We start from the raw sequence: 17,118 nt of genomic DNA, 5'->3' as shown, positions 1-17,118 counted from the left end.
AGGAGACGACTTGGATGTGGGTAGGTTTGCTTGAACCTTCCAGATTTCATAATCGACGTGGTTAAATGTTGGATTAATGGCTCAATAAAGAGCCATTTGTTCATGAACATCAGGAGCCCAGACACTGCATTGGACCTGACCAATGTGTTTCTGTTTTAATAACAGCATGGTTAAACGAGATTGGCCAATGCCGCCGCCAATGGTTTGAGGAAATTCGCCCCGAAGCAATTTTTGATGCCATTCCAAATTCAAGCGCTCTTCATTTTGAGTAATCATCAGTTGCTGTCTTAATGTTTCTGCATTAACTCTGATGCCCATAGAAGAAATTTCAAAGCTATCTTCCAGGACGGGATTCCATACTAAAATATCCCCATTCAGGCCTACAAAACCCTCTTCATTCTGACTTATCCAATCATCATAGTCTGGTGCCCTTAGGTCATGGGGTTCACCATTGGAGAGTTGAGATCCAATACCGATTAAAAAAACAGCACCTAATTCTTTTGTAATAACACGTTCACGTTTTTTAGCGCTCAGATGGGGGTATCGTTTAAGAAGTTGCTCGCTATGCACAAATGTGATTTTTTCAGGTAAAAATGGAGCTAAACCAAATTCAGCGTATACCGCTGCCTCAGTCTTTTTTATGGCATCATATACTTTAGTTACTGTTTGCTTCAGGTAAGCTAAAGTACGTTCGCCTTCAGCCATGACGCGTTCCCAATCCCATTGGTCGACGTGCACAGAATGGATGGCAGTTAGTTTTTTTTCATCAGGGCGAAGGGCTTTCATATGGGTGTATAGTCCTTCTCCGACTTCAAAATTGAATCGCCCTAGCATCTTACGTTTCCATTTTGCGAGAGAATGGACTACTTCGTAGGCAGCCCCGGGTAATGCTTTGATTGTTACGTTAACTGCTTTTTCAACGCCGGAAAGATTATCTTGCTCCCCATCCCCCACTTTGCTCAAGATGGGGGCTTGAACCTCTATCAATCCTAATTGTTGTTCGAGTTGTCGCGAGAAAAAACGTTTTACAAAGCTGATTTGCTGTTGCTTTTCGATAAATTGCTGCTTCATTGTGGCTACTCACTTAAAAGTTATCATGAATATTTCACAATAAATAGCCTTATAAATTCAATATTAATTAATAAATTTTGTATTTTAACTGTATTTTATTTAAAATAAGCTAAATTATTTTAAATTAAATTCAAAATAGGTGGTGCTATCGGATGGAAAATTATCAAATCGATAATCTCGATAAAAATATTCTCAATGCTCTTATTAGAAATGCACGGGTCCCTTATGCTGAATTAGCTAAAAATTTTGACGTAAGCCCAGGGACTATCCATGTGAGAATAGAAAAAATGAAACAGGCAGGAATCATTACAGGTGTGTATGCCCAGGTTGATCCAAAGCAATTAGGCTATGACGTTTGTTGTTTCATTGGTATTATTTTAAAAGGTGCAAAGGATTATCATTCCGTGCTTGCTAAGCTGAAAAGCCTCGACGAAGTGGTAGAAGCTTATTACACGACAGGTTCTTACAGCATATTTATTAAAGTCATGTGTCGCTCAATTGAGGCACTCCAAAAAGTGCTGATTAACAAGATACAAGCGATTGAGGAAATTCAATCCACGGAAACTTTGATCTCTTTAGAAAATCCAATCTTGCGTACTATTATTCCATGAAGCCATTTTTGAGAAATGGTTTTAAAAATAAATGAAGTCAAGACTGTTTTTTTATTTTTTATTTGTTAAGATAGTCCACCCGGTGGACTTCCCTTCGTTCATCAATCCTGTGGATATCTTCTCCAACTCACTTATCTCAATTTGCCTCAGCTTTCTTTTTATAACAATAATAATCCATACCGGACAAGGGGTTGGCGCTTTCCTTAACTATTTCAAATAAATTTTGTTATCCACAAATTCAGTGGATAACTCTGTGTATACACTGTCGAATAGCTTATAAAAAAAGGAGATTAGTGTGATGTTTAGGTTTTTTACATCACGATTGGCAAAAGACTCAGTTGTGTTTGGTAGTGGTTTGAATAATCCAATCCAAAATTTGAGGCCATAACTGTTGATGAGCGAGTTGAGAAACAAGAGGGCCTAAATGCTGAATTACTGGGCCGCAATCTGACTCATAAATGAGTACCTTGAATGGTTGGGCTTGAGTTGATTGAAGACCTTTGATTAAAGAATCAGGAGGGACTACGCCGCCAAAAGGGTTGACAATAGCTAAGGTAGGTGAGCGTAATTGGGCTAAGCTTGTATAACGTTTGCCAATTTTAAGTCCTCCCTGAAGAAAGGCATTGTTACGAAAAAGTTGTTCAGTAATTTCTTCGAAAAGTCGCCAAGGCAAAGGGAATTCATCATATGCCCAACGACTTACACGTGCATGAATTTCCATTGCTTTAGGATTGAAGGAACAGGCTGCTAAATCAGATAATGTTTGAAAATGAAAAACTTCAGGCGCAGCAGCAAGGCTTAAGAGGTTAATCAATGTTCCAGAAACAGCGTTTCCAGTAAAGGCATGGAATAAGTTCAGGTCAGGAATTTTGGCTATGGCTTCTGCTAAAGGGCCTCCTTCTTGGCCAAAAGCAAGAGGAGTATCCACTAAAACAAGACCATGGACTCTCTCTGGAAATAAGGAGGCGAAAATTGCGGCAAATGTACCTCCTAAGGAATGACCCAGTAACACTGGCGCTTGGCACTGTGTATTTGCTTTGATTGCATTAACAGCCGTTAGAGGCAAGGTGTCGGTATATTCCCTCAAACCAAATCCTTGTTGGTTGGGAGTAGTCCATTCTAGTAAAAAGACTTGCATTCCTTGTTCTAAGCAACGCCGTACAACACTGACATCGGGAATGAGATCCCAAATATAGGCTCTCTTAAAAGGGGCAGGAATAATAAGGACGTTAGGGCCTGATGATTCATCATGATCGTATTTCCTCAGCCTTGCCCCATCAAACGTAGCAATAATTTGGTAGGGAGTTTCCTGGGGGCCTAATCCCATACTGTCCAAAATTTTTCCCAAATGACGTCGTGTATCATCGATCCATTCCATTATTGCTCTCAATCCCGAGGCATACTTGCCCCATTTGTCCATTAATCGTTTATTTTGAGTGCTTCTATTTATTAAAAATATCACAACTCTTCATTGATAGCGGAAAAATTTTCCACAGAATCTGTGGATAACTGTGTGTATTGCATGATAATGAGTATATGAATTGTTGAGATTGCTTGCTAAAAAACAAGCGTTTGGGAGTATCTGGAATAGAGAAAAGTGAATTAGCTATATCATGCCAAGCTGAATTTAACTACAATAGATCTTTTACAAGTTACATTCCTTATGTTTAAGCCACTGGCACTTTATATTGGACTACGTTACACACGCGCTAAAAAACGAAATCATTTCGTTTCCTTCATTTCTTTAAGCTCAATGCTAGGGATTGGACTAGGAGTCATGGTACTGATTACCGTGCTCTCGGTAATGAATGGTTTTGATGAAGAAATCCACAAGCGTTTTTTTGGAATGGCCCCAGAAATTACTGTAAGCGGTAAGGAAGGCAAAATAGTCGATTGGCAGCTTTTGCAGAATGAGCTTAAACGTACGCCAGGAGTTATTGCGGTAGCTCCTTATATTGGTGGACAAGGCCTGCTTACTCATGAAGGCCAAGTATTACCTATTGTTCTTACTGGTGTTGATCCTATACAAGAGCAGTCTATAACGCATATACAAGATAAGTTGCTTATGGGAGATATTGCTGATTTGCAACATTTTGGCATCCTCCTTGGCCGTAATCTGGCTGATAGCCTTGGCGTCATGGTGGGAGATAAAGTAACAATTATGATTCCTCAGGCGACGGTCACTCCAACAGGGATGATTCCCCGTTTTAAGCGCTTTACAGTGGCAGGGGTATTTTCCGCAGGCACTGGATTTAATTTTGATGCAAAACTTGCTTTTATCAATTTGACAGATGCCCAAAAACTCATGCAGTTAGGCGATGCAGTAACTGGGCTGAAAATGAAAATTAGTAATATTTATGATGCCCCAAAAATCTCTGATCAATTAGCTGATAAGTTAGGCGAGCAATATGAAGTAGGTAACTGGACACAGCAATTTGGCCCATTTTTTCATGCTGTTAAGATGGAAAAAACCATGATGTTTTTAATCTTGCTTCTGATTATTGCAGTGGCCGCTTTCAATTTGGTTTCATCCTTAGTAATGGTTGTGAATGACAAGCAATCGGAGATCGCTATTCTAAGAACGATTGGCGCAACGCCATCCACGATTCTTTGGATATTCATTGTGCAAGGAATGATGGTAGGAGTAGTAGGGACATTATTAGGATTGATTGCGGGAATTATTTTGGCATCGAATGCGACATCAATCGTTAATTTTCTACAGTCGGTCTTCCATACTCAACTCCTTTCATCGAATGTTTACTTTGTGGATTACTTGCCTTCAAAAATTATGATGAGTGATTTATGGCAAATTTGTGCTGCTGCTTTATTCATGAGTTTTATTGCGACCATTTATCCGGCTTGGCGTGCCTCAAAAACCGTGATAGCGGAGGCTTTACACTATGAGTGATGTTATTTTTGATTGCCAAAATTTAGGTAAAACTTACCATGACGGCACAGAGTCAATTGAGGTATTAAAAGGGATTAATTTCACCATTAGCCGTGGTGAACGTATTGCCATCGTTGGGCCTTCAGGTTCCGGTAAAAGCACCTTATTGCATTTGCTAGGTGGCTTGGACAGACCGAGTAGTGGGAAATTATTGATACAAAATGTTAACTGGCAAACACTCTCCGAAAAACAGCGATGTAGGCTGCGCAATAAGGAATTAGGTTTCGTCTATCAGTTTCATCATTTATTACCTGAGTTTACTGCTTTGGAAAATGTGTGCATGCCTTTGTTATTGGCAAATAAATCCCTTGCTGAGGCACAAAAACAGGCGGAAACCATTTTAGAGAAAGTTGGATTAGCACATCGCCTAGGGCATAAACCTTCACAACTCTCTGGCGGAGAGCGTCAACGCGTTGCAATAGCTAGAGCTTTAGTCCATGAGCCTCATTGCGTTTTGGCGGATGAACCCACAGGGAATTTGGATAATGCAACTGCGTTAAAAATTTTTGATCTTATGCTGGGCTTGAATGAACATTTGAAAACAGCGCTGGTTATTGTGACGCATGACCAACAAATAGCTGCACGAATGGATAAAATATTAACCATTCAGGATGGACATCTCATTTAGAATCATTAGGTCGGGTTCTGAACAAACTGAGGATCCCCTCGAAGAGGCTACTGCCAGGAGTCAGGGGATCCTTCGCGATATTCAGGATGACACGTTAATTTAATAACCTTTAATAATCTGCATGTCCAGGAGTGCGTGGAAAAGGAATCACATCACGCACGTTGCTGACCCCTGTTACATAACTGATTAGCCGCTCAAACCCCAGGCCATAACCGGCGTGAGGGACTGTGCCGTAGCGACGCAAATCCCTATACCATTGATAGCTCTCTTTATTTAAATTGCACTCATCCATCCGGTGATCAAGGACTTCTAACCGCTCTTCGCGCTGGCTACCGCCAATTATCTCACCGATTCCTGGGGCTAATACATCCATAGCGGCAACTGTTTTCCCGTCTTCATTTAAGCGCATATAAAATCCCTTAATGTCTTTGGGATAGTCAGTAAGAATGACCGGCTTTTTGCAAAGCTCTTCTGCAAGATAGCGTTCATGCTCTGATTGCAAGTCAAGTCCCCAACTCACAGGAAACTCAAACTTGTGATTGGTATTTTCCAAAGCTTTGATTGCATCGGTGTACGACATGATTTCGAAATCAGAGGCTACGATGTGTTCTAAGCGCTCAATGCAACCCGGAGCCACAAACTGGTTAAAGAAGTTCATATCGTCAGCACGCTCTTCCAAAACGGTTTTACATAAATAGCGCAACATTGCTTGGCTAAGCTCGCAAATGTCACTTAATGTTGCAAAAGCGAGTTCAGGTTCAATCATCCAGAATTCAGCTAAGTGTCTGCTTGTGTTAGAATTTTCAGCCCGGAAAGTGGGACCGAAAGTGTATACTTTAGACATTGCTAAACAATATGCTTCAACGTTTAATTGACCTGAAACGGTGAGAAAGGCTTCGCGGCCGAAGAAATCTTGGGTAAAATCGATTTGCCCTTGTGGGGTTTTAGGGATGTTAAACAGATCTAAGGTGCTTACTCGAAACATTTCACCAGCGCCTTCACAATCGCTTGATGTGATAATCGGCGTATGGATCCAAAAATAACCCCGCTCATTGAAAAATTGATGCACTGCTTGTGCTAAACAATGACGAACTCGAGTAACTGCGCTTATGGTATTGGTTCTTGGGCGTAAGTGGGCGACTTCCCGTAAAAACTCTAAGGTATGACGCTTCGCTTGAATAGGATAAGTGTCAGGATTTTCTACCCAGCCAACCACCTCAATGGTTTCAGCTTGAATTTCAAAAGCCTGGCCTTTACCTTGAGATAAAACAAGTTTACCTGTTGTGATGATAGAACAACCGGTTGTGAGTTTGATGATATCCTGATGATAATTCGTTAAATTATCAGTGGCTACAATTTGGATTGGCGCAAAGCAAGAGCCATCATGTAAACTAATAAAGGATAATCCTGCTTTTGAATCGCGACGCGTTTTAATCCAACCGCGTACGGTGACTGTTTGATCAACAGGAATTTCACCATCTAAACATTGTTTTACTGTGTAGACCTCTGTCATGATGTACTCCAATTAGTATAGGGAGAATAAGCTGCTGTATAAATTACGTATAATGTAATCATTGGATAAAAACTTTGAATGATACACTAAATGAAATCAAGGGGGGAACATATGCTGCGTGGAGTTATAGTATTTTTTATGATTATCCTGCCGGTTTACTCGTTTGCGGATGATACTGAATTAAAATTATACCGTCCTTTTGCCGATGGAACCCCCGTAGTGATTAAAGAAGTCATCCCTGGACAATGCTGGCAGCAATCGCAGCGTATTAAACGAGAGGATGCTTGGCGTTGTGTAGCAGCGAATAAAGTTTATGATCCTTGCTTTGTGAAAGAATACGGGTCGCACAAGGAAGCTGTGTGTCCACAATCCCCTTGGGTTGGAGATAGTGTCCAAATTAATTTGTCCACACCTGTAGATAATACCCAAAATACCTCTCTTGATATGGCTGAGGCTTATCCTTGGGCTGTTGAATTAACGACAGGAGAGAAATGTCAAGCAGTGGATGATGGCGCTGTTTATGATGGGATGAAGGTTCATTATCAGTGTAATAGCCAAACTGTCTTGATTGGGCGCGTACAACGCTGTGAGGCAAAATGGAGTATCCTTCAACGGACTCCGAGTGGGATATCAACCGCTTTAGTCGCAAAGGCTTGGTTTTAGAAGAAAAATTATAGATTTTTAAATCGTCTATAATTAAATAGAGACTATTGTTTAAGGATAAACCAATGGAAAATATACATCTTCATTCTCTTATTCTCGCCCAGATTATCGGCTTATATTTATTGATTATGGCCATTATTATGTTAATGAGGCGACAAGCATACCTTGCCTATGTAGAAAAACTGCAGCCATCTTCCGGAGTCATTATAATGACTGCTTCTTTGGCCCTTATTATTGGTCTCTTTATCATTGTGGTTCATAATCGATGGACTTTTGCGCCAGATGTTGTGATCACTATCTTAGGCTGGTTAATAGCGATTAAATCGATTTTATGGTTGGCAGTACCTGAGAAAATGGTCAGTTCGACAAGAGCAGTCTATGAAACAAATTGGTATTATTTAATCGTTGCCCTAATCGCAATAATCGGAATATTTCTCATAACAATAGGATTTTATCCTTTTATGTAATAATGGGAAAAACGGTGTTAATCTTTCATGTTGCTTTCTGGCGCAGCCGCTTTAAAGGGCTCTAAAGAGCAGCAATAAGCATAGATCTCATTGATGAGGGGGTAGTTCTCCATAGAAAAATTAAACCGGTGTGCGTTATAAACTTGAGGAATAAGACACACATCCGCCATACTTACTTCGTTGCCATAACATACTTTATTTTTATGTGGCATGGCTTCGAGACGATTTTCCAGGGCGTCAAAACCTAGTTTCAGCCAATGGTGGTACCAGCCCAGAATTTGTTGTTCATCTGCATTAAATTCACCTCTCAATCGTTCCAAAACACGTAAATTATTCAGGGGATGAACATCGCAAGCGATAGTCAGTGCCATACTTCGAACTTGTGCGCGGGCAAGAGGCGTTTGAGGCAATAGATGCGGAGTAGGGCAAATCTCCTCGAGGTACTCAATGATGGCTATTGACTGGGTAATGATATGCCCATTTTCATTCAAAGTAGGAACTAAACCTTGTGGATTCAATTGCAAATAATCGGGATGGTATTGCTCTCCACCATGATTGATTAGATGAACCGCTAAGGTTTCATAACTGATATTTTTAACATTGAGTGCAATGCGTACACGGTAACTCGCAGATGAACGATAGTAATCATAAAGTTTCACTTTAAACCTTTATAGTTAGTCAGGGTTTGCTTAATAGCGCCAAAATAAGATTGCCCTTCCGGACTTAGCATTTCTATACGAATAATATCCCCAAAATGCATAAATTCTGTTTTGGGTTTCCCTTCATCGAGAACTTCAAGCATCCGTCTTTCAGCAATACAAGATGACCCTTTGCTGCGATCGCGATTTGAAACTGTTCCCGAGCCAATAATAGTACCTGCTGCTAAATGTCGCGTTTTTGCAGCATGAGCAATTAATTCAGGAAAGGAAAAGGTCATGTCTATGCCGGCATTAGGTTGACCGAATAGGTTATCATTTAGGTAACTAAACAACGGTAAATGCACACGCTGGCCATCCCAGTGGCTTCCTAATTCATCTGGTGTAATTGCAACGGGTGAAAAACTGCTGGCAGGTTTAGATTGAAAAAATCCGAATCCTCTCGCAAGTTCACCAGGGATTAAATTGCGCAACGACACATCATTAACCAGCATGAATAATTTAATGTGCTGAGATGCCTTTTCGCTGGTAATTCCCATTGGTACATCGTCAGTGATAATAGCAATCTCCGCCTCAAAATCGACACCGTAGGCTTCATCCGCAATTTCTATGGGGTCATTAGGGCCTAGAAACCCGTCAGATCCTCCTTGGTACATCAAGGGAGTGGTCCAAAAATCAGCTGGCATCTCAGCGCCACGTGTTTTTCTGACCAGTTCCACATGGTTCACATAGGCACTACCGTCAGCCCATTGATAAGCGCGTGGGAGAGGAGCTGCTACTTTACTTGAATCAAAAGGGAAGCAATTCGCTACCGAACCTTGATTCAAAGCAAGATAGACTTCATTCAGGCGTGCTTCAACTTTGTCCCAATGATCCAAGGCTTCTTGCAGCGTTTTGGCTATGTAATCAACTTTGGTAGCCCTTGTTATATCGCGGCTTACTACGCAGAGTTCGCCGTCGCGATTTCCAATTGATTTAAGACTGGCTAATTTCATCCTTAAAACCTCTTAGTGAATTTCTTGTAAGGTGCCTCGTTTAATTTGATCCCGCTCAATAGCTTCAAACAGTGCTTGGAAATTACCCTCACCAAAACCTTGATTTCCACGGCGTTGAATAATCTCAAAAAACACTGGTCCGAATATATTTTCGGTAAAAATCTGTAACAATAATCCACCTTTCGGATCTTTCTCACCGTCGATCAAAATGCGTTCTTGCTGCAGCTTAGCAAGAGGCTCTTTATGCCAAGGTATTCTTTGATCGACTATTTCATAATAGGTATCCGGAACGTCGAGAAAAGCAACACTGTGTTTTCTTAATGTATTTACTGTGGTATAGATGTCATCAGTATTAAGGGCCACGTGCTGAATCCCTTCGCCGCGATAGTCATGTAAGAATTCCTCGATTTGTGACTTGTCGTCCTTTGATTCATTCAGTGGAATTTTGATTTTGCCACAAGGGCTTGCTAAAGCTCTACTCACTAGTCCAGTCATCTGGCCAACAATATTGAAAAAGCGAATTTCATGGAAATTGAAAATGGATTCATAAAAAAGTGCCCATTTATCCATATTCCCACGGTGAACATTATGGGTAAGATGATCAATAAAGGTAAGGCCGCATCCTTGCTTTTCTTGCTCGGATGATTTCATTGTCTGCCAGTGACTGGCAAAAGGTTGATGATTATCATCAACAAAGTAGATGACACTTCCGCCGATGGCTTGAATGGCCGGTAGATCATGATTAGCATGCTGACAGTCATGAAAAGGTGTTGCACCTTGTTTAATGGCATGATCATAAGCTTGTTTTGCATCTTTAACACGAAAACCCATCGCACAAGCACCTGGCCCATGGGCTTTGGCATGTTCTTGGGCTTGGCAGTCAGCAGCTGCATTCACGATGAATTGGATTCCTCCTTGTTGATAGAGGCAAATATCCTGATTTTTATGCTGAGCGATTTTATGAAAGCCCATATTGATAAATTGCTTATCGAGTAAAGCTTTGTCTGGACCTGAGAACTCCAAAAACGCAAACCCGTCTAATCCGCAAGGGTTTTTAGCAGTATTTTCGTTCATTGACTCACTCCTGTTGGTCTTTAGCGCAGTATCCGAACTAAGGCTAAAGACGTGGTTTGACTAAAAATAATCCATCTGCGATTGCTAAAAGACTTACCTCAACCCGTTCATCCGTCTTAATTAATGCATTTAGGCGGCGGATTTCACGAGTTTGCCCACCCGTTTCATGTTCATCAATTACTTTACCATCCCAAAAAACGTTGTCTATGGCAATAATGCCTCGTGGGCTAATTAATTGCAGAGCCAATTCGTAATAATTCACATAATTTGTTTTATCAGCATCAATGAAGATAAAGTCAAAACTACGGTTATATCCTTCTTCCAGCAAATGATGAAGTGTATCCAGAGCAGGGGCTAAACGTAAACTGATCTTATGCTCTTGCTGCGCTTCACGCCAAAAAGGGGGGGCTATTGAAGTCCATTCGGTATTAATATCACAAGTGATGAGTTCGCCATCATCAGGCAAAGCCAAGGCCATGGCTAATGCGCTGTAGCCAGTAAAAGTACCTAATTCCAAGATTTTTTTTGCATCGATAAGACGAATGAGAAACTGCATGAACTGTGCTTGCTCTGGCGCGACTTGCATGTTTGCAAGGGGCAATTTAGCGGTTTCATCGCGCAGTGCTTTCAGGACAGGGTGCTCCCGCAAAGAGATATCGAGCATGTAGTCATAAAGCGCTGGAGTGAGACTTAAATGTTTCATTGGGGATGCCTTATTTATTTAATGCGCTAATCGCTCAAAAGAAGCCGGATTAGCGCTTAATTATCCTAGTGAACAGGTAGCAAACCTAATTTTTCTTGGGCTAAAGTGTCAGCAATTTCACTCGCTGGAAGATTCTCGCGCATTGAACGAGCAAAAATAGCTAACAAGGAGGTATGAATACCATCAATCTGCTGATTTACTAATTGTTCAGGCGTATGTAAATACTTGCTTGCTGCATAGATTAGTCCCCCTGCGTTGATTACGTAATCAGCGGCATAAAGGATCCCTTTTTCATGCAACAATTGTCCATGGTAAGTGTGGGCGAGCTGATTATTGGCAGCCCCTGCAATAATCGGAGTTTGTAATTGGCCTATAGTGCGGTCGTTGATAATCGCCCCCAATGCACAAGGTGCAAAAACATCGCAAGGCACTTTATGAATTGATTCAGTAGGGACAACTTCGGCACCAAATTCTTTTACTGCGCGTTCAACATTAGTGGCTTTGATATCGGCGACCGTCAGTTTAGCACCCAATTCGTGAAGATGCCCTGCTAGCAAATAACCAACATGGCCTAAGCCTTGTATGGCAATATGTAAGCCTTCTAATTTATTTTTGCCTAATTTGAATTCAACAGCGGCCTGAATCCCTCTCAACACCCCTTTAGCTGTGGAAGGAGACGGATCGCCATTATGGCTTGATAGGCTGGCTACGTAAGGAGTATGTTGGGCAATTATGTCCATGTCGCTTAATTGCGTACCACTATCCAAAGCCGTGATATAACGACCGTTTAATTCATTAACAAATTTTCCAAAAGCATGTAAGTATGCTTCACGGTCAAAAGGTTTATTTGGTTTAATAACAACTGCTTTGCCACCGCCTAGAGGAAGATTAACCGAAGCAGCCTTATAGCTCATGCCTCTGGCTAAACGCATGGCATCATAAATGGCACTTGTTGTATTTGGGTATTCTATAAAACGACAACCTCCTAGAGCTGGACCTAGTTTAGTACTATGAATGGCAATTATGGCCTTCATACCTGTTTCGGGATCCACTTTAAAATGCAGATCACCAAACCCATGCACTAGTGCGTAATCAAGAAAATCATCTTGAATGGTGAGTGCTTCGTTTGGCTTTATTTCGTTAACAGACATCATCAATAGTGCTCCAGTGAAATTGCATCCTACATGTTATAAATCCATTCCCGATTGAAAGCAATGTAGTTAAGTAAAATTTAACTTCCGATCCTATTATTAAGTTAAGCATAGATTCATGAGGATAAAGTTGGGTAGCCAAGCTCAGGCGGCAAGTGGAAAGCCAGCCGACGCTAGTGTAAACTGCTTTAAATTGAATATCGGAGATAGCGATGAGAAAACTGGCTGCAATGTTAGCACTGGCGGCGCTAAGTCCATTAGCGAATGCTGCTAATTTACCTCATAAAATGATGCTGGATAAGGTCGTCTTTCAAGTTTCTGCTAAACAGTGGGTTACAACCCAATCTGCATTGCTAACCGTAAGTATCAATGCCACTTTGACGAATGCTGATTTAGTGAAAGCCCGTGCAGAGATTATGAATAATTTAAATAAAATTGCTGCTGGTCAGTGGCAATTAACTCAATTTGATCGTTCCCAAGACAGTTCAGGACTTGAAAAATTGTATGTTGCAGCCCAGGCAAGGGTGCCTCAAGGAAGCTTGACTGACATTTATCAAAATGCAAAAAATGTGAGTAAACCAGGAGCCACTTACGAAATCAATGCGGTTGAGTTTAAGCCAAGTCTCGAAGAGACCCAACAGGTTAGAGCGCAGCTAAGGGATTATTTGTATCAGCAGATTAACGGTGAATTAAACCGATTGGATAAAACGTACACAAATCAAAATTACAGTGTACATCGCATCTATTTCTTTGAAGGGGATCAAGCTATTCCAATGGCTAAAGCTTATCAACCGCGGGCATTGAATACAATGGTGATGGCTGCTGCAGCTACCCCAGCACCTGCATTGACCGTAAGTAATGAATTAATAATGAATGCATTAGTCGAACTCGCCTCCAATCGACAAGAGGAAAATCCAAGTGCAAACCCTTGAGCGAATCATAGGACATCGAGGCGCTTCTGCTTACGCACCTGAGAATACCATTGCTGCTTTTGATAAAGCCTTGTCAATGGGGTGTCGTTATTTAGAATTCGATGTGATGCTTAGTGCGGACGGAGAGCCTTTTGTCTTTCATGATGAGTCCTTAAAGCGTACCACAAACGGCAAGGGTGAAATCGGTTTAGTTACTGCGGAATATTTGCAAAGCTTGGATGCGGGAAAATGGTTTTCCAGGCGCTTTCGTGGGGAAAAAATTCCTCATTTTCGTGACGTGTTGCAGTGGTTAACCTTTTCTGATGTGAAAGCGAATATTGAAATAAAGCCTTATCCAGGGACTTCTGAGCAAACAACCGTAGCAGTACTTTCCCATATTAACCGTTATTGGCCTCAGTCAAAACCCTTGCCATTAGTATCCAGTTTTGATCTTGTTGCTTTGAGCTTATGCCGAAGCTTAGCGCCAGAGATGCCGCTTGGCTTACTTCTCGATGAGTGGGATAAAGATTGGTTAGCAAAGGCTAAAGAATTACAATGTTATTCGGTGCACTTTAATAAACGTGCCCTTAATGCAGCCCGTGTCCAACAAATCAAGGAGCAAGGTTACGTGCTTTGTGTTTATACTGTGAATCGCAAACGCCAAGCTAAAAAACTCTTCGATTGGGGCGTTGATGCAGTGTTCAGTGATTACCCAGATCTGTTGTCATGAGCCGGTTCATTATTTTATTTTTCTTGCAATTTTCCTTCCTCACGCTGCAAGCAAAACCCGTCGAAATTGTGATGTGGCATTCGTTTGCTGGGCATTTGGGGGAAGAAATTAATCAGTTGGCGGCTGATTTTAATCACACTCAAAGCAATTATGTAGTAAAACCGGTCTACAAAGGTGAATATATTGAATCACTAACCAGTTTCGCTGCTGCTTTTAGAGCCAAGCAACCCCCTGATCTTATACAGGTTTTTGAAGTAGGCACGGCAACGATGCTCCATCCTAAAGGCATCATTAAGCCTGTTGAAACACTCATGCAAGAACAGGGTGTTTTTTTACCTAAAGAAAGTTTCTTACCTGCAGTGCGGGCCTTCTATAGTGAAGAGAACCGCTTGCTGGCCATGCCTTTTAATACCTCTATTCCTGTTATTTTTTATAATGCCGATGCGGTCGAAAAAGAGGGGTATAACGCGGATACTTTCCCACGAACTTGGGCTGAGCTGGAAATTCTAGCAGGTAAGCTCAGGAAGGCAGGTTATCCCTGTGCCTATACGAGTGCATATCCAGGTTGGATACAAATCGAGTCATTTTTATCTATTCATGGATTGGCAATGATTGAACCTGCGCCAACACATGCTGTTTACAACAGTAAGGCGATGGTTGGTCATCTTGAGCGCCTAAAAACATGGCAGGAAAAACATTATTTTGAATACGGTGGAAGAACGAGTGACGCCACGGTGTTATTTACCAGTGGTCAGTGTCCATTATTCAGTCAATCTTCGGGAAGTTATAATAGCCTTGCTGGATTGGTAAAATTCCGCTTAGGCGTTGCAATCTTACCGTTGGATACACAAATTAGTAAAATCCGTCATAATGACGTTGCTGGAGGAGCTGCGCTTTGGGTTGTTGCGGGGCGATCTCCTACTGTATATCCTGGTATAGCTCAATTTTTTTCATACATCGCCCAACCGCAGGTGCAGCAACGGTGGCATCAGCGAACTGGCTATTTGCCATTAGGCACTGACGGGATTTATTCTTTTTCGAATGAAATCAACTCTTCTATCCTCGCGCTTGCTCAGGCAGATTTGGGTCAGCAGCGAGATGAGCGGGTACGTCTCCACATCGGTCCGCAGAACCAGATCAGAACGATTAATGATGAAGCTTTAGAATCCATCTTTGCTGGCCTTAAGACACCTCAGCAAGCGATGGATGAGGCTGTTGCACGGGCAAACTATGCTTTATTGCGTTTTGACCGCAATACGGGTAATGAGTGATTCTGTGATAATATATCCCTTTTCTATTTTAGGCTCTAGCGAAGAAATACGATAATTATTAAGCTAGGGCAAGTTTTTTGAGAGAGTTCTTAGTTATGCCCCGTGCCTTCGAGAAATCTAGTTTAGAATCCTGTCTTGCGATTATCCAAGGACTTCCAGTCAATGAACTTAAGTACTATTTATTGTTGGCACTTAATTCGATAAAAAAAGCAGATGCTGAGGTTTATCAGGATTTTCTTGAAGAATTGACAGTTTTAAGTCAAAAATTATCCAAATTCTTACAACCTGAAGGCGACACTTTACCCCAAAATTTACTCGACGAAGTGAATCAATCTTTCCAAAAACTTTGCAAATTTTCCCAAACAAACCGTCTTTCTGTTGTTGTAGGTTATGCATTGATTGATCTTGGTTCAACGCTGCTAGCCATTATGACTGGTGTGCTGGGAGGTTTAGTTGGAGGTATCGTGGGGCTTGGTCGAAGCATTTGCAGCTTCAGCAATCCGCTTAGCCATCTTTTAGATGGATTGATCATTGGGTTTTCTCTAGGAGCGGCTATTGGTTTTAGAACACCGAAAAAATTATTTAAAGAAGAATTAACGCGACAATTAAAGTTTTGCCTAGACGGAATTAAAGAAAGTTTGCACGTTCTGCAAACGAATATTGTAATGCCTCTATCGCACTGTAAAGATCAAGTGGAAAGTAGGCTCTTGAAAGACTGTTTTGCAGGCAATAGAACCACTTATGAACAATTTTTAGATTCAGAGCAAGTTTTTACAATTGGTACACTTAGCGCTCAATTTACGAGTAAAAACTTGGAAGGGTATCTGGGGCATCATGCTTGCATTATTTTGTCACTACCAAATCAGGAAGACCCTGAGCTGATTGAATTCTCAACGGGCCAATCTGATGTTAAAACTCGAAAACTGACCCAAATAGAAACACGAACAGTGACAGGTGAAAAGATTGTAGAAATGATGGCATTGCATCTGCAGTTGCGAGAAATTCATAATAGCTATGCGTACATATTCACTAAAATGAAAGCAGGTGAAAGAGACTGCTTCAGTTATGTCGATAAAATTTTGCTCGGTACTGGCCAAAAAAGCTCTACAGTGAGACGTTTTGATGGTACCGAAAATTGGGTAGGCAGAAACATCGTAGGATTTTTTATTACCAAATTGAGTCCCTTTAGCCAAGATATTTTAATGGATAAACCTTGCTGCCCTTTGGCAGTTTAACTGTGCGCCTAACATCATTAAGTGTAATCTGGAGTGTGAATGCGTAACTTTTTAGGACGAATAAAAAGCTTTGTTTTCTCCTTGTTTGTTGATAAAAGGGTGGGGGCTAGAGCGCTAGTCATTCAGGAAAACAGAGTATTACTGATAAAGCACACTTATGTCACGGGATGGTACACTATTGGTGGTGCTATTGAAGCAGGAGAAACTCCGATACAGGCCGTACAGAGAGAGCTTTGGGAAGAGGCTGGGATTACTTGTTTAGCTTTGCCGAAGCTTTTTAGCGTTTACCATAGCAATCACGAAAATCGCGATGATTACATTGTCCTCTACTTAGTGGAGCAATTTGAAAAAAAACCTGTGCGCTCTTTCGAAATCTTAGATGAGCAATGGTTCGATCTTAAGAATTTGCCGGAAGATATTAGCCCTGCCACAAAGCGGAGAATTGAGGAATACATAGGCAATCGGGTGATTGATGAGCGGTGGTGACTCACT

Annotated in this window: 18 protein-coding genes; 10 read left to right on the top strand and 8 right to left on the bottom strand. The window is 41.3% G+C overall.

Going from position 1 to position 17,118, the window contains the following annotated elements; translation table 11 throughout:
• Positions 1–81: 81 nt before the first annotated feature.
• The gene (gene asnA, locus LMI_RS10130; RefSeq protein WP_045099698.1) at positions 82–1,071 is read right to left on the bottom strand and encodes an aspartate--ammonia ligase; all 990 of its coding nucleotides are present in this window, start codon (positions 1,069–1,071) and stop codon (positions 82–84) included.
• A 152-nt stretch (positions 1,072–1,223) separates the two neighbouring features.
• Here asnA and asnC point away from each other — a divergent pair, with 152 nt between their 5' ends.
• The gene (asnC, locus tag LMI_RS10125) at positions 1,224–1,682 is read left to right on the top strand and encodes a transcriptional regulator AsnC (RefSeq protein WP_045099697.1); all 459 of its coding nucleotides are present in this window, start codon (positions 1,224–1,226) and stop codon (positions 1,680–1,682) included.
• A gap of 334 nt (positions 1,683–2,016) precedes the next feature.
• On the opposite strand, the gene LMI_RS10120 is transcribed toward asnC, so the two are convergent.
• Positions 2,017–3,060, bottom strand: coding sequence for an alpha/beta fold hydrolase (locus LMI_RS10120; RefSeq protein ID WP_052679527.1), 1,044 nt, complete (start codon positions 3,058–3,060; stop codon positions 2,017–2,019).
• A 285-nt stretch (positions 3,061–3,345) separates the two neighbouring features.
• Between LMI_RS10120 and LMI_RS10115 the strand changes: the two genes are divergently transcribed.
• Together LMI_RS10115 and lolD are read left to right on the top strand one after the other, a co-directional pair.
• Positions 3,346–4,590 carry a lipoprotein-releasing ABC transporter permease subunit gene (locus LMI_RS10115; protein WP_045099695.1) on the top strand — a complete coding sequence of 415 codons (1,245 nt, stop codon included), beginning with the start codon at positions 3,346–3,348 and terminating at the stop codon, positions 4,588–4,590.
• Positions 4,583–5,257: a lipoprotein-releasing ABC transporter ATP-binding protein LolD gene (lolD, locus tag LMI_RS10110; RefSeq protein WP_045099694.1), complete on the top strand. Its 675-nt coding sequence runs from the start codon at positions 4,583–4,585 to the stop codon at positions 5,255–5,257. Before LMI_RS10115 ends, lolD begins: the two co-directional genes overlap by 8 nt.
• Before the next feature lie 109 nt (positions 5,258–5,366).
• Here the strand turns inward: lolD and asnS are convergent, their stop codons facing one another.
• Positions 5,367–6,770, bottom strand: coding sequence for an asparagine--tRNA ligase (asnS, locus tag LMI_RS10105; RefSeq protein WP_045099693.1), 1,404 nt, complete (start codon positions 6,768–6,770; stop codon positions 5,367–5,369).
• A 90-nt stretch (positions 6,771–6,860) separates the two neighbouring features.
• Here asnS and LMI_RS10100 point away from each other — a divergent pair, with 90 nt between their 5' ends.
• Both LMI_RS10100 and LMI_RS10095 read left to right on the top strand, forming a co-directional pair.
• Positions 6,861–7,433 (top strand): hypothetical protein, encoded by a 573-nt coding sequence (locus LMI_RS10100; RefSeq protein WP_349267096.1) that lies wholly within the window; start codon positions 6,861–6,863, stop codon positions 7,431–7,433.
• Between the two features lie 65 nt (positions 7,434–7,498).
• A complete protein-coding gene (locus LMI_RS10095) occupies positions 7,499–7,900 on the top strand; it encodes a hypothetical protein (RefSeq protein ID WP_045099691.1) in 402 nt (133 codons plus the stop codon).
• A 17-nt stretch (positions 7,901–7,917) separates the two neighbouring features.
• On the opposite strand, the gene maiA is transcribed toward LMI_RS10095, so the two are convergent.
• The 5 genes from maiA to LMI_RS10070 all read right to left on the bottom strand — a co-directional run bounded on the left by maiA (position 7,918) and on the right by LMI_RS10070 (position 12,482).
• A complete protein-coding gene (gene maiA / locus LMI_RS10090; RefSeq protein ID WP_045099690.1) occupies positions 7,918–8,559 on the bottom strand; it encodes a maleylacetoacetate isomerase in 642 nt (213 codons plus the stop codon).
• Positions 8,556–9,551, bottom strand: a complete 996-nt coding sequence (locus tag LMI_RS10085) for a fumarylacetoacetate hydrolase family protein (RefSeq protein ID WP_045099689.1) — start codon at positions 9,549–9,551, stop codon at positions 8,556–8,558. The genes maiA and LMI_RS10085 overlap by 4 nt, the downstream gene beginning before the upstream one ends.
• A 12-nt stretch (positions 9,552–9,563) precedes the next feature.
• On the bottom strand, positions 9,564–10,625 hold the full coding sequence (gene hppD, locus LMI_RS10080) for a 4-hydroxyphenylpyruvate dioxygenase (protein ID WP_045099688.1): 1,062 nt from the start codon (positions 10,623–10,625) through the stop codon (positions 9,564–9,566).
• A 43-nt stretch (positions 10,626–10,668) separates the two neighbouring features.
• The gene (locus LMI_RS10075) at positions 10,669–11,328 is read right to left on the bottom strand and encodes a class I SAM-dependent methyltransferase (RefSeq protein ID WP_045099687.1); all 660 of its coding nucleotides are present in this window, start codon (positions 11,326–11,328) and stop codon (positions 10,669–10,671) included.
• A 65-nt stretch (positions 11,329–11,393) separates the two neighbouring features.
• A complete protein-coding gene (locus LMI_RS10070; RefSeq protein ID WP_045099686.1) occupies positions 11,394–12,482 on the bottom strand; it encodes a Leu/Phe/Val dehydrogenase in 1,089 nt (362 codons plus the stop codon).
• A 209-nt stretch (positions 12,483–12,691) separates the two neighbouring features.
• On the opposite strand from LMI_RS10070, the gene LMI_RS10065 reads away from it, so the two are divergent.
• From LMI_RS10065 to LMI_RS10045, 5 genes are all read left to right on the top strand, one after another.
• Entirely contained in the window at positions 12,692–13,411 is a 720-nt protein-coding gene (locus tag LMI_RS10065) for a hypothetical protein (protein ID WP_045099685.1), read from the top strand.
• A complete protein-coding gene (gene ugpQ, locus LMI_RS10060; protein WP_045099684.1) occupies positions 13,398–14,120 on the top strand; it encodes a glycerophosphodiester phosphodiesterase in 723 nt (240 codons plus the stop codon). The genes LMI_RS10065 and ugpQ overlap by 14 nt, the downstream gene beginning before the upstream one ends.
• Positions 14,117–15,391: an extracellular solute-binding protein gene (locus LMI_RS10055; protein ID WP_045099683.1), complete on the top strand. Its 1,275-nt coding sequence runs from the start codon at positions 14,117–14,119 to the stop codon at positions 15,389–15,391. Before ugpQ ends, LMI_RS10055 begins: the two co-directional genes overlap by 4 nt.
• 95 nt (positions 15,392–15,486) lie before the next feature.
• Complete coding sequence (locus tag LMI_RS10050) at positions 15,487–16,626, top strand: hypothetical protein (protein ID WP_045099682.1); 1,140 nt, start codon at positions 15,487–15,489, stop codon at positions 16,624–16,626.
• Between the two features lie 39 nt (positions 16,627–16,665).
• Complete coding sequence (locus tag LMI_RS10045; RefSeq protein ID WP_045099681.1) at positions 16,666–17,112, top strand: NUDIX domain-containing protein; 447 nt, start codon at positions 16,666–16,668, stop codon at positions 17,110–17,112.
• The last annotated feature ends 6 nt before the right edge of the window (positions 17,113–17,118 follow it).

The organism is Legionella micdadei (genome assembly GCF_000953635.1).
GTDB classification, from domain to species: domain Bacteria; phylum Pseudomonadota; class Gammaproteobacteria; order Legionellales; family Legionellaceae; genus Tatlockia; species Tatlockia micdadei.
Note: the sequence above shows the minus strand (reverse complement) of the source record. Positions and strands in the feature narration are given on the sequence as shown.